General features: G+C 60.8%; 11 protein-coding genes. 8 read left to right on the forward strand and 3 right to left on the reverse strand.

Annotated elements, in window-relative coordinates; all coding sequences use genetic code 11:
• Positions 1-31: 31 nt before the first annotated feature.
• Positions 32-877 carry a manganese catalase family protein gene (locus tag LB555_RS14540; protein ID WP_015316430.1) on the reverse strand — a complete coding sequence of 282 codons (846 nt, stop codon included), beginning with the start codon at positions 875-877 and terminating at the stop codon, positions 32-34.
• Positions 878-1057: 180 nt separating this feature from the next.
• The gene (locus LB555_RS14545; protein ID WP_181166253.1) at positions 1058-1975 is read right to left on the reverse strand and encodes a hypothetical protein; all 918 of its coding nucleotides are present in this window, start codon (positions 1973-1975) and stop codon (positions 1058-1060) included.
• Between the two features lie 358 nt (positions 1976-2333).
• On the opposite strand from LB555_RS14545, the gene LB555_RS14550 reads away from it, so the two are divergent.
• From LB555_RS14550 to LB555_RS14560, 3 genes are read left to right on the forward strand one after another with little or no spacing between them, the layout of a single operon-like run.
• Positions 2334-3506: a glycosyltransferase gene (locus LB555_RS14550; RefSeq protein WP_140660825.1), complete on the forward strand. Its 1173-nt coding sequence runs from the start codon at positions 2334-2336 to the stop codon at positions 3504-3506.
• Between the two features lie 2 nt (positions 3507-3508).
• Positions 3509-4672 carry a UDP-galactopyranose mutase gene (gene glf, locus LB555_RS14555; RefSeq protein WP_140614620.1) on the forward strand — a complete coding sequence of 388 codons (1164 nt, stop codon included), beginning with the start codon at positions 3509-3511 and terminating at the stop codon, positions 4670-4672.
• A gap of 34 nt (positions 4673-4706) precedes the next feature.
• Positions 4707-5228, forward strand: coding sequence for a ferritin-like domain-containing protein (locus tag LB555_RS14560; RefSeq protein ID WP_015316426.1), 522 nt, complete (start codon positions 4707-4709; stop codon positions 5226-5228).
• A 58-nt stretch (positions 5229-5286) separates the two neighbouring features.
• Here the strand turns inward: LB555_RS14560 and LB555_RS14565 are convergent, their stop codons facing one another.
• Positions 5287-6456, reverse strand: a complete 1170-nt coding sequence (locus tag LB555_RS14565) for a beta-glucosidase (RefSeq protein WP_181171001.1) — start codon at positions 6454-6456, stop codon at positions 5287-5289.
• A gap of 313 nt (positions 6457-6769) precedes the next feature.
• On the opposite strand from LB555_RS14565, the gene LB555_RS14570 reads away from it, so the two are divergent.
• The 5 genes from LB555_RS14570 (at position 6770) to cyoD (ending at position 11939) form a co-directional block, all read left to right on the forward strand.
• Entirely contained in the window at positions 6770-7639 is an 870-nt protein-coding gene (locus tag LB555_RS14570; protein ID WP_224683139.1) for an MBL fold metallo-hydrolase, read from the forward strand.
• A 181-nt stretch (positions 7640-7820) separates the two neighbouring features.
• Positions 7821-8837, forward strand: a complete 1017-nt coding sequence (gene cyoA / locus LB555_RS14575) for a ubiquinol oxidase subunit II (RefSeq protein ID WP_224683140.1) — start codon at positions 7821-7823, stop codon at positions 8835-8837.
• A 2-nt stretch (positions 8838-8839) separates the two neighbouring features.
• Complete coding sequence (cyoB, locus tag LB555_RS14580) at positions 8840-10843, forward strand: cytochrome o ubiquinol oxidase subunit I (RefSeq protein WP_224683260.1); 2004 nt, start codon at positions 8840-8842, stop codon at positions 10841-10843.
• Positions 10840-11526: a cytochrome o ubiquinol oxidase subunit III gene (cyoC, locus tag LB555_RS14585; RefSeq protein ID WP_140614623.1), complete on the forward strand. Its 687-nt coding sequence runs from the start codon at positions 10840-10842 to the stop codon at positions 11524-11526. Before cyoB ends, cyoC begins: the two co-directional genes overlap by 4 nt.
• Positions 11523-11939 carry a cytochrome o ubiquinol oxidase subunit IV gene (cyoD, locus tag LB555_RS14590; RefSeq protein WP_140614624.1) on the forward strand — a complete coding sequence of 139 codons (417 nt, stop codon included), beginning with the start codon at positions 11523-11525 and terminating at the stop codon, positions 11937-11939. The genes cyoC and cyoD overlap by 4 nt, the downstream gene beginning before the upstream one ends.
• Positions 11940-12103: the final 164 nt, after the last annotated feature.

The following is a 12103-nucleotide window of genomic DNA, read 5'->3' on the forward strand; positions in this document are numbered from 1 at the left end:
TTTGGCCGCCGCCTTCGGCCTGCGACTATGACTATTCGGCTGCCTTCCTGTCGAACATCTGCTCACTCTGCGCACCAGAGCTTGGCCGTGGCGGCGAAAGCATTGGCTCCTCGCCCATCGGTGCGCCGGGCACCAGGGAGAACTCGCCCTTGCCGTCCATCGACGGGCCTTCGCTCCAGCGTCCCTGCGCCGGTGCTACACCTTCGATGAAACAGTTGATGAAGGCATAGGATACGTCCTGACGCTCTTTCTCCTGCGGGAAGGAATTGGGCACCGGCAGAGACGCGGTCAGGCCGCCCATGTCCTCGATCGCCGCCAGCCACTGCTGCTGATGCATGGTGTCGCGCGCAATGAGGAATGACAGCATGTCCTTCATTCCAGCATCGTTGGTCATGTTGTAGAGGCGGGTCGCAAGCACGCGTCCGCTTCCTTCCGCGGTTACGTTGGCGACCATATCGGCGGCAAGATTGCCGCTGGCATAAACATGCGAAGCATTGAAGGGAACACCGTTGGAGTTTTCCGGCAGGGCGGCGAGCCCAGTCGACAAGATATGACGGAAATTCATCCCGTTGAGGACAGAGCCGCCGACCGCATCGGACGACACGTCCTCCTGCAGCGAAAGCGGTGCCCCTTCGAGATTGAGCGCGACCGCGGTCGCCAGCATCTCGATATGGGCGAGCTCCTCGGTGGCTGTGTTCAACAGCAGGTCGCGGTACTTGGCCGGTCCACGGCACCCCCACGCCTGAAAGAAATACTGCAAGGCGACACGAATTTCGCCTTCCACTCCGCCTATGGCCTGCTGTAAGGCGCGTGCAAAGATTGGGTTCGGCGTCTCGACTCGAACCGGGAACTGCAATTTCTTGTCGGTGTAATACATGGCTGACTCTCCGTTTTGAAGTCAGCCGAACCTCAGCCCGGAAGCATTGTTCCGCCCGGGTAGGCGTTTAATTTGGAAAGAACTGGCAACGGATCGCCTCGTGTCAACGGAACTCAATTGCACGACGACGACAGCCGCTCCGGCCGGTCGAACGCAGTCGTGCCGGCCGGCAGACCAGGATCATGCAACCTTGGAAAACAGAGCCACGTCACATCGGGCCAAGCCGTAGCGCCATCGGTGGTCGGTCGCGGCAACCCGGCTTTGGTAAAACAGGGAAAGCTGGCTGCCTTCGATCATCACCGTTGAATGACCGTTCTCGCCCGGCTGGCCTGGTTCGAGTACCGGGCCTATGGACACGTAAGGTCCGGCAACCTCGTCAGCGATGGCAAAAAACACGCGCTGGCGATTCCCACGAAGGCCATTTGGAAGAAAGCAAGTGGCGTTCAGAAGCACTCGGCCATCCGGCAACTCGACCAGTTGGGCACCTTCTATGCCCCATTCATAGTCGGGGTCCTCTCTCGTATTGTGATGAGGGACATCAGCGTGATCGAGGATCTTGCCGATCCGCTTCCACGGCCCGAACCACGAGTCGGACTGGCTGCGTGCGAGATAGATGTCGGGCTGCGGCACCCTGTTGAATTTCGGCATGGCAGAGTAAACGAGATAGCGCTTGCCACCAATGACCGCCGGATGCGGATCGTAGATGCCATCCTCTTCCGTGTCGGGGATGGCGAGAATGGCCGGGCTGAGAACCACCCAATGGAAGCCGTCGTTGGAAACCGCATGCTCGCAGCGGCCCCCGGATTTCATGAACTCGGTCTGGATGAACATATGGAAGACGCCACTTTCGTGGATGACGCCCGGAGCCGCGACCCCGGTCCCATTGATGGGAAGCTCGATCGCTTCGTGCTCGGTCCAAGGCCCATAGAGGTCGGGGGCCGTGGCGTGCAGGATCCTCCACGTCTCGGTCGTCACCGTCCCGCTTGAGCCGAACACATGCCACAGCCTGCCATCGAAGACGGGGCATGGGTCCTTGAGATCATCCACGCTTTGCGGATGGAACAGCGGAAACACGTTGGTATCGAAGTCGATCTTCATCTTAGCCCCGGAATTTGCCCTTGCCCCGGACCCGCCCAAGCTGCGGGCGAATCAAGTTGATGTCCGGCACATTTTATAGCCAGCAAGTTCAACGCAAATACGGCGAAGGCGGTTCTCCACCAGCAAACTTGGTCGGGGCAGTTTCGATGACCGCCATTTGAGACAGCCAGTCTGCCTCCGCGCAGCCGGCGCTTTGCATTCGTCCAATCCGAAGCGGCGACCGAGGCTCTCCGTTTCACCTTGGAACAACTCACCTACCCGAAAGTTAGGAGCTGAAACCGAAGTCTAGTTCCCCCTCATCCCCGATTAACAAATGTTAGTCGAAACACAAACCACCGTCTATAAAAGGAATATCTCAATGGAAGCAGCCTTGGGCAGGGTCACCGTCAGTAAACAGGCTGGCAGGCAAAATCTACTGGTTTGCTTCTCTCATTTAAGGTGGAACTTCGTTCATCAACGCCCGCAGCATATCCTCACACTCGCATCCATGCAGCAGAGGGTTGTCTACTTTGAAGAACCTGTCTTTGAAGAACTGCCGCAGCCGCTAATGCGGACGAGCGAGGCCTCGCCAAACATTCTGATTGTGACACCAGTGCTCCCGGTCGGCACGTCGGCTGCGAAAGCAGATGCCACGCAGCGCAGATTTGTTCAGCAGACAATCGCTTCTATGCCGCACAGCCGGCTGATCGCTTGGTATTATACGCCAATGGCTCTCCGCTTCACGGAGTACCTTGAGCCTGACATATGTGTCTATGATTGCATGGACGAACTCTCGGCGTTCAAGAATGCGCCGCCTGAATTGAGGCAGATGGAAAAGGCGCTTCTGCACCGCGCCGATCTTGTTTTCACCGGCGGCCTGAGCTTGTTCGAGACCAAGCGCCACCTGCATCACGCGATCTATCCCTTTCCGAGCAGCATCGACGTGAACCACTTTCACAAGGCCAGGAAGCCGGGAAAAGACCCGGCCGATCAGGCCGGCATTCCTCACCCGAGGGTCGGCTATTTCGGCGTCATCGACGAGCGGCTGGACGTCGATCTCGTGGCCCAGGCGGCGGAGACCATGCCGGACGTGCATTTCGTCATGCTCGGCCCGGTGGTCAAGATCGACGCTGCAAGCCTGCCGCGCGCCGAGAACCTTCACTGGCTGGGCGGGAAAGCCTACCGCGATCTGCCCGACTACCTGCGCCATTGGGATGCCGGCTGGATGCCGTTCGCCCTCAATGAAGCGACCCGCTTCATCAGCCCGACCAAGACGCCGGAGTTCCTCGCGGCAGGGCTGCCGGTAGTCTCGACGGCGATCGTGGACGTGGTGCGCAGCTACGGCGCTGCCGGGCTGGTGGAAATCGCCGACAGCGACGATCTGGAAACCAAGCTCCGCTCGGCTCTTTCGCGACCGCGCCAGATGCTCCGGCAACAAGTCGACGCCTACCTTGCGGATACCTCCTGGGAGCGAACATGGAATGCCATGGCGGCTCACATCGAGCGCGCCCATGAACGCAAGAAAATCGTCCCTCTTCGCAGGAGCGCTTAGCCATGTTCGACTGGCTGGTCGTCGGGGCGGGTTTTGCCGGCAGCGTGCTTGCCGAAAGGATAGCCTCGCAGCGTCACGAAAGCGTCCTGCTGGTAGATCGTCGCGGCCATGTCGGCGGCAATGCGTATGATTGCTACAATGAAGCCGGCATCCTGATCCACCGCTACGGTCCGCATATCTTCCACACCAACAGCCAGGCAATCGTGGACTACCTGTCGCAGTTCACCGAGTGGCGGTCATACGAGCACAGGGTGTTGGCGGCGGTGGACGGGAAACTCGTTCCCATCCCGATTAATCTCGACACGATCAACAGCCTTTATGGACTGGACCTGACCTCGGCCCAGTTGGAGGAATTCTTCGCGTCGCGACGCGAGACTGTGGAGGACGTTCGCACGGCCGAGGATGTCGTTGTCAGCACGGTGGGCCGCGAGCTCTACGAAAAATTCTTCCGTGGCTACACCAGGAAGCAATGGGGCGTCGATCCCAGTCAACTGAGCAAGTCGGTGACGGCACGAGTGCCGACCAGGACCAACCGTGACGACCGCTATTTCAGCGATAGTTTCCAGAAAATGCCGGCCGGCGGATACACCAGGATGTTTGAACGCATGCTCGATCATCCGAACATCAAGATCATGCTGCAGACCGATTTCCGCGAAATCCGTGAGAAGATCCCGTTCAGGCGGATGATCTATACCGGTCCGATCGACGAATATTTCGGGTGGCAGCTTGGGCATCTTCCCTATCGCTCGCTGCGTTTCGAGCACGTCACCCTGGACCGCGAGCAGTTTCAGCCGGTCGCCGTCGTCAATTATCCGCAGACGCAAGATTACACCCGCATCACCGAGTACAAACATCTGACCGGCCAGCAGAACGCGCGGACCAGCCTGACTTACGAATACCCGACGGATATCGGCGACCCGTACTACCCGGTGCCGCGAGCCGAAAACGAAGCGCTCTACAAGCGCTACGAAGCGCTCTCCGCAACCTGTCCCGACGTGTGGTTTGTCGGCCGCCTGGCAACATACCGCTACTACAACATGGACCAGGTGGTCGGACAGGCTCTGGCCACTTTCGCTCGCATCCAGAAAAGTCTGCCGGAATGGGCGGGCACTGGAAGGACGTCCCTGGCCGGACTGGTGGCGAGTTCTCCCGCACATGGGAGCTGAATTAACCGCGGCAGAAAACAGAAGGAGAATTGCGATGGATACAAACTTCAACTCGGAGAGCCGTTCGATATTCATTGTTGGCTTGCGCAACGCCCATGCCATGGAGAACCAAGCGCTGTCGATCATGAAACCACAGGTCGAGCGTATCGAGAATTATCCTGAGGTGGCTGATCGCTTGCGCCGGCATATTCAAGAGACCGAGGGCCAGATCACTCGGCTCGAGACGGTCCTGGAGGGTCTCGATGAAGAGCACTCGACTCTCAAGGACACGGCCCTGTCGATGGTTGGCAGCATGGCTGCCATGGGACACTCGATGGCAGGCGACGAGATCATCAAGAACAGCCTAGCGAATTTCGCCTTCGAGAACTACGAGATCGCTGCCTACAATTCGCTCCTGGTGCTCGCCGAGGCCGGCGGCTTCCAGGATGCCGAAACGGTCCTCAAGCAAAATCTGAGCGAAGAGGAAGCGATGGCCGATTGGCTTAAGGAAAATCTGAGCGACGTGACCCTGCGGTACGCCAAGTTGCGCGCGGCGGGGGAGACCGCAAAAAGCTGATCCAACGGCCAGGGGCGGCATCCACAACGCCGCCCCCGCCTGGTTGCCGGCCGCTCCTTCAACGCGTCCGGTTTGGTGCGAACAGATCTTGCTGCCGAACCAGTTCGTCCGCGACGGGCTGGCGGAGGCGTCGCGTGCCATCCGCCTGGATGACGGAAAACAATCCCACCTCCGCATGTCGGGAATTATCCCACCCGGGGTAAGCGGTTATCGGATACAGGCAAATACCCTCGATCGGCGCTTCGAGTTTTATCGCCGCACGCACCTCGTCGCAGACATAGTGGAGCCAAGCCGCCCCGCCCGATCCCTCCGAGCCGGTTTCGGCAATGAACATCGGCTTGCCGTATCGATGAGCGACCTCGATCAGCATTTCCGACAGAGCACGGTACTCGTGGTGCCCCATCGGAATGGTCGGTCCATTTATGTACCATTGATTGTGTGGGTAGAAGTTCAGGCCCACGGCGTCGACAACATCCTCGCTGCCGCCCAACTCCGGTTCGACGCGGCCCAGCAACATGTCGTAGGCCTCGAACTGTCCCAGTCGGGCGTTTTCGGCGCGGCGCCGTTCGCCGCGGGTCCGGTCGCGAGGCGCGATGTGGATGAGCGGCTCGGCCCAGACAAATCCGCATGCCGGATCGACCTCCCGCATTGCACGAACACCGGCGATGGCAGCCTTGACGAGGTGCCGCTTGAACCATCCCCGCTTGTTCGGCCCTACGCGCGGGAAATAGCCGACCTCGACGGCCCAGGCGAAGAAGGAGATTTCGTTGATCGGACACAACAGAGGCGATGTTCCGGTTATCGAACGGTACACCCTCACGGCTTCCGCCGCGAACGAGGCATAGGCATCGATGAACTGGATGGACCCCTGATCGACATGATCCGGGGATCCATAATGGAAGATGTCCCAGATGACCTGGACCCCTGCCGATTGGGCTGCCTCGACCATAGGCATCCAACTTGACCAGTCATAGGTTCCGGGAGCGGTTTCGATCAGGTGCCAGCGCAGCCCATCGCGAATGGTGCGCAGGCCGAGTTCGGCGCAGGCCCGGTAATCGCCGAGGGCATGCAAATTATGCGAAGTCGCACGAATAAGGTCGAGGCGGACGCCATCCTTGCGCCGATGCGAGGAGCACTCAAAGCCCGCCATGAAAAAACTGGCAAAGCGCGAAGCTTTCGGAGCCGACTCACCCACTTCGTGCCCGTCCGTGCGTCCCACTTCGTCCATTCGAAGTCTCCTTTGGGCAGTCGGTTTCAAACTCGGCCGCCCTGTTTGGACCGCGAATTGCCTTGGCAAAACGCCGGATCCGATCAGGCAAGCCGCATCCCATTGCTCAGCTCAGCTGACCCCTCATCCTGCCTGAGCGGGGTAAAGCCGAACCGACTGGCCGAGCCTTTGTTCCGGTGGTCGACCAGCCGCGAGCTGGGTGGCGATTGGCGACATCAGGAACAAGGAGGCTCGAGCCAAGTTCGGGGCGATGTAGCACCGGCGTCGCTTAACTCGACCGGCTGCCCGGCAAACAACAGAGGCACGGGATCACATGACCGTTCAAATTCAACTTTCCGATATCGACCACGCCAGGCGCGAGGATCGTGGCGACGGTGCTTGGAGCATCGCACCGGATCTGGGTTATTTGCGGCTGGCAATCGTCAATGTCGTGTTCTTCGGCGCACCGGGCAGCGGAGACCGGAAATGGGTGCTGATCGATACCGGGTTGCCGACGTCCCGGAGCAGCATCCTTGCTGTGGCGGAGAAGCGCTTCGGGATTGACGCGCGGCCGGCTGCGATCATCTTGACGCACGGCCATTTCGACCATGTGGGAACGGTTCTGGACCTGGCGAATACGTGGGACGTGCCTGTCTTCGCGCACCCGCTCGAGCGCCCCTATTTGGACGGGACCACATCCTATCCGCCGCCGGACCCCTGGGTCGGGGGTGGACTGATGGCGCTGCTCTCGCCGCTATTTCCACGCGGGCCGATCGATCTTGGCAACCGTCTGGAACTCTTGCCGGCCGACGGTTCGATCCCCGGAATGCCCGGATGGCAGTGGCTGCACACGCCAGGACACGCCCCGGGGCATGTCTCGCTCTGGCGCGAGGAGGACCGCTCGCTGATCGTAGGGGACGCTTTCATCACCACAGGCCAGGAGTCGGTCTATGAGGTCGCCGTTCAGGATCTCGAGATGCACGGTCCGCCACGCTATTTCACGCCGGACTGGGATGCGGCGGAAAGATCGGTGAAGCGCCTGGCCGCGCTGAAGCCGCAGATGGTCATCAGTGGACATGGGGCGGCGGCGGCTGGCATGGGCATGCGTCAAGCTCTTGACAGCCTGGCTGATCGGTTCACGGAGTTTGCCGTGCCGCCGAAGATGAAATTCGTGCGCGAGCCGGCGACGGTTCCAAATAGCTGAGCCTGTCCGAGCGCAGCGCTCTGCTGCGGTTCTCAAGATCTGTCAAAAACGCGCCGGCTTTGCCGCCCGGGCGGCCCAAGACGGGCGGCGGCGGAACAAACGTCACAGGCGCCAGTTAGGCGTTCGTTGGGCGGCAGGCGACACCGGGCGTATCTCGAATTCTGCGTCAGGGAAGACTTAGATGGAAAACGCGAAGAACGCGTGCCCTCACGACGCGTCCTCCCCGAGATGCGTGGCGCAGCCACTGTTATTGCCACCCACCTTCAAGCCGGCGCGTTCGCTGCTCTGGATACCCGCAGCCGCATTCTTGCCCGGCTGCGCGGGGGGCGTGCTCGACCCGCAAGGGCCAATTGGCGCGGGCAATCGCACGATCCTTTTGAACTCGCTGGCGGTGATGCTGGTGATCGTCATTCCGACGCTGATCGCACTGCTGGCCTTCGCCTGGAAGTTCCGCGCCTCGAACAGCAATGCCCGTTACGACCCGGAATTCACCTATTCCGGTCGGATCGAGTTGATCGTCTGGTCGATTCCGACGCTCACCATCCTCTTCCTTGGCGGACTGATCTATTACGGTTCCTATCACCTTGATCCGCGCAAACCGATCGCCTCGGCGCAGCCACCGCTCGACATCCAAGTGGTGGCGCTCGATTGGAAATGGCTGTTCCTCTATCCCGAGCAGGGTGTTGGGGCGGTCAACCAGCTGGTCATCCCGGCCGGCGTTCCCGTGCGTTTCAAGCTGACCTCGGCCAGCGTGATGAACACGTTCTTCGTGCCTCAGCTTGGCAGCATGGTCTATGTCATGAACGGCATGCAGACCGAGTTGCATCTGCAGGCCGACCGCGAGGGGAGCTATTTCGGTCAGTCGGCGCATTTCAGCGGCGACGGCTTCTCGGACATGAACTTCAGCGTGACCGCGGTTTCGCCTGATGCGTTCACCCGCTGGACGTCATCGTTGCGTGGCGGCGGCGGCGTGCTCAACGCCGACGCTTACCGCGAGCTCACCCGGCAAAGCACAAACCTGCCGCCGGCTTCGTTCGGCCACGTGCAGCCCGGGCTGTTCGAAGCGGTTGTTCAGCAGACGCTGCCGCCCGGCCCCGGCCCCGCTGAAAGTGCCGGCAGCGGTGAGCCACAGGTCAGTCCGAAGGCGTTACGAGCGGCGGCCATGGCGCACCACCAGCAGGCAGAAGGGGGAGAATGACGATGCTCGGCAAGCTCGATTGGTCGGCGATTCCGTTCGACCAACCTATCCCCCTCGCTGCGGCCTTCGCGGTGTTCCTCGCCGCGGCAGCGGTGCTCTGCTGGATAAGTCTCAAGGGATATTGGCCCTATCTGTGGAGCGAGTGGATAACTTCGGTCGACCACAAACGCATCGGCGTGATGTACATCGTGCTCGCGATGCTCATGCTTTTGCGTGGCTTCATCGATGCCATCATGATGCGCACGCAACAGGTGCTGGCCATCCACGGTCCAGGCTATCTTCCGCCCGAGCATTACGACCAGATCTTTTCGGCGCACGGCACGATCATGATCTTCTTCGCGGCAATGCCCTTCATCATCGGACTGATGAATTTCGTCGTGCCACTGCAGCTTGGCATCCGCGATGTCGCCTTTCCGACACTCAACTCGGTCAGCTTCTGGTTGACGGCTACCGGAGCCCTGCTGGTCAACATCTCGCTTGTCATCGGCGAGTTCGCGCGCACCGGCTGGTTGCCCTATGCGCCCTTGTCGGAAACCACCTACTCGCCGGGCGTCGGTGTCGACTACTATCTGTGGTCGATCCAGATCTCCGGCGTCGGCACGCTGCTGACCGGCGTGAACCTGGTGACGACCATCCTCAAGATGCGTGCGCCGGGAATGGGGTACCTGCGCATGCCGATGTTCTGCTGGACATCGCTGGCATCCAACCTGCTCATCGTCGCGGCCTTCCCGATCCTCACCGCCACGCTCGCGATGCTGACGCTGGACCGCTATCTCGGCTTCCATTTCTTCACCAACGAAGCCGGCGGAAATCAGATGATGTTCGTCAACCTGATCTGGGCCTGGGGCCATCCCGAGGTTTACATCCTGGTGCTTCCAGCCTTCGGGATTTTTTCCGAGATCTTCTCGACCTTCTCGTCAAAGCCGCTGTTCGGATATCGTTCGATGGTCGCGGCGACGATGTTCATCTGCATCGTCTCGTTCATGGTCTGGCTGCACCATTTCTTCACCATGGGCGCCGGTGCCGACGTCAATGCCGCGTTTGGCATCGCCACCTCGGTCATCGCCGTCGGCACCGGCGTAAAAATCTACAATTGGCTCTTTACCATGTATGGCGGGCGCGTTCGCTTCGACACGCCCATGCTTTGGGCACTGGCTTTCGTCACCACCTTCACCGTCGGCGGCATGACCGGCGTTCTGCTAGCCGTCCCGCCCGCCGACTTCGTGCTGCACAACTCGCTTTTCCTCGTGGCACATTTCCACAACGTCATCATCTCGGGCGTGCTGTTCGGCGCCTTCGCCGGCTTCACCTACTGGTTCCCCAAGGCATTCGGCTTCCGGTTGCACGAAGGTTGGGGGAAGGCGGCGTTTTGGGTCACCTTGGTCGGCTACATGCTGGTCTTCGTGCCCCTCTATATCGTCGGCCTGCTTGGCATGACGCGGCGCCTTCAGCACATCGACATGGATCTTTGGGCACCGTGGCTGGTGGTGGCCGCGTTCGGCGTGCTGGTGATGATCATCGGCGCCGCACTGCAGATCATGCAGCTGGTGGTTTCGATCCGGCATCGCGACAAGCTTCGCGACGAGACCGGCGACCCGTGGGATGGGCGTTCGCTGGAATGGTCGACACCCTCCCCTCCACCCGCCTTCAACTTTGCGCGGCTGCCACATGTCGAGAACGAAGAACCCTACTGGACCATCAAGCAGCGGGGGATCGAGGAGCAGAGCGCGGAGACGGAGGCCGCGTACGAGCCTATCGAGATGCCGCGCAACAGCCCGACGGGCTTCGTCACCGCTTTTTTCAGCACGCTGATCGGCTTCGCGCTGATCTGGCACATTTGGTGGCTGGCGATCGTCGGCTTCATCGGCGCCTACGCCACCTTCGTCGTCTTCGCCTGGCGCGATCATGGCGACTACGAGATCCCCGCCGATGAGGTCGCGCGAATAGACCGAAACGGCCGAGCCGCGCGGCTTGCCTTCCTGCGCAGCTGGGAACGTCCGGTATGAGCGATCACGCCTTCACCACCGACATCAGCGCCGACGGCCAGACACGCGACCAATACCGGGTCAATCGCACCGGCAGCCATGGTGCAAGATCCGCGACGGGCCACGGACAGGGCGGCCCTGCGTCGAAGTTCGTCACCGTTGCCTACGGGTTCTGGATCTTTCTGCTGTCCGACATCATCATGTTCTCGGCTTTCTTCGCCGCCTATGCCGTGCTCGCCAAGGCAACCGCCGGCGGACCGACCGGCAAGGATCTGTTCGAACCCACGCGCGTTGCGGTGCAAACGGGCCTTCTGCTCAGTTCAAGCTTCACCTGCGGCTTGGCAACGCTCGCGAGCCACCGCAGATCGATGGCTGCCACCCAGTTCTGGCTGCTGGTTACGGGCCTGCTCGGGGCAGCCTTCCTGCTCCTGGAGGTGCAGGAGTTCGCGGCGATGGCCGGCGAGCAGGCAGGCCCGTCTCGAAGTGCATTTCTTTCAGCCTTTTTCGCACTCGTTGGTTGCCACGGGACCCACGTCGCACTTGGCCTGCTCTGGCTAGGCACCATGATGGCGCAGCTGTGGGTCAAGGGTTTTCGACCCGATATTTTGCGGCGGCTCCACTGCTTCGGGCTCTTCTGGCACGCGCTCGACATCATCTGGGTTGCAATCTTCACCCTGGTTTATCTGTTAGGAGTATCGCCATGACCGAAATCGGGGGCGAGAGCGGGGCCGGCGAGACGCCAGACCGCCGCGATTCAGCGCCGGGCGAGGAACGCATAACCGAGCACGAAATGGCGGGGGGCCTCTCTGGCTACCTGCTCGGCTTCGGCCTGGCCATCCTGCTGACGATTGCTTCGTTCCTGGCGGCTCAGACCAACCTGATCTACCAGCCGGCGGTGATTTCGGCCCTGGTGGTGCTCGCTGTCGCGCAGATGGGGGTGCATCTTGTCTTCTTTCTCCACCTGACGACCGGACCGGACAACACCAACAACGTCCTGGCCCTGGCCTTCGGCGTGCTGATCGTGGCGCTGGTGGTTCTGGGCTCAGTCTGGATCATGGCCCATCTGGATCAGAACATGGCTGCCATGACGGCCCATCAAGCCGGAGTGATGCCTTGAGCGAACCGCACGCCGGACACGGCATTAGCTGACTTTCGCTCGCCTCGTCACGCGTTTCAGGCGGGAACTTTGGTTCGGGCAGCAAGTTCGGACGCCATCGGAGACAACAGGCTCGCGGTAGATGGGCGCCCAGATCAATCACTTCGTCAAGGATATCCTCATCG

The organism is Mesorhizobium sp. BR-1-1-10 (assembly GCF_020165595.1).
GTDB lineage: Bacteria > Pseudomonadota > Alphaproteobacteria > Rhizobiales > Rhizobiaceae > Mesorhizobium > Mesorhizobium australicum.

Bases quoted from the DNA above. Each gene is read 5' to 3' on its own strand.
- LB555_RS14570 (WP_224683139.1), top strand. From the start codon at position 6,770: ATGACCGTTCAAATTCAACTTTCCGATATCGACCACGCCAGGCGCGAG.
- LB555_RS14560 (WP_015316426.1), top strand. From the start codon at position 4,707: ATGGATACAAACTTCAACTCGGAGAGCCGTTCGATATTCATTGTTGGC.
- cyoA (WP_224683140.1), top strand. From the start codon at position 7,821: ATGGAAAACGCGAAGAACGCGTGCCCTCACGACGCGTCCTCCCCGAGA.
- LB555_RS14540 (WP_015316430.1), bottom strand. From the start codon at position 877: ATGTATTACACCGACAAGAAATTGCAGTTCCCGGTTCGAGTCGAGACG.
- cyoC (WP_140614623.1), top strand. From the start codon at position 10,840: ATGAGCGATCACGCCTTCACCACCGACATCAGCGCCGACGGCCAGACA.
- LB555_RS14550 (WP_140660825.1), top strand. From the start codon at position 2,334: ATGGAAGCAGCCTTGGGCAGGGTCACCGTCAGTAAACAGGCTGGCAGG.
- cyoD (WP_140614624.1), top strand. From the start codon at position 11,523: ATGACCGAAATCGGGGGCGAGAGCGGGGCCGGCGAGACGCCAGACCGC.
- LB555_RS14565 (WP_181171001.1), bottom strand. From the start codon at position 6,456: ATGGACGAAGTGGGACGCACGGACGGGCACGAAGTGGGTGAGTCGGCT.
- glf (WP_140614620.1), top strand. From the start codon at position 3,509: ATGTTCGACTGGCTGGTCGTCGGGGCGGGTTTTGCCGGCAGCGTGCTT.
- cyoB (WP_224683260.1), top strand. From the start codon at position 8,840: ATGCTCGGCAAGCTCGATTGGTCGGCGATTCCGTTCGACCAACCTATC.
- LB555_RS14545 (WP_181166253.1), bottom strand. From the start codon at position 1,975: ATGAAGATCGACTTCGATACCAACGTGTTTCCGCTGTTCCATCCGCAA.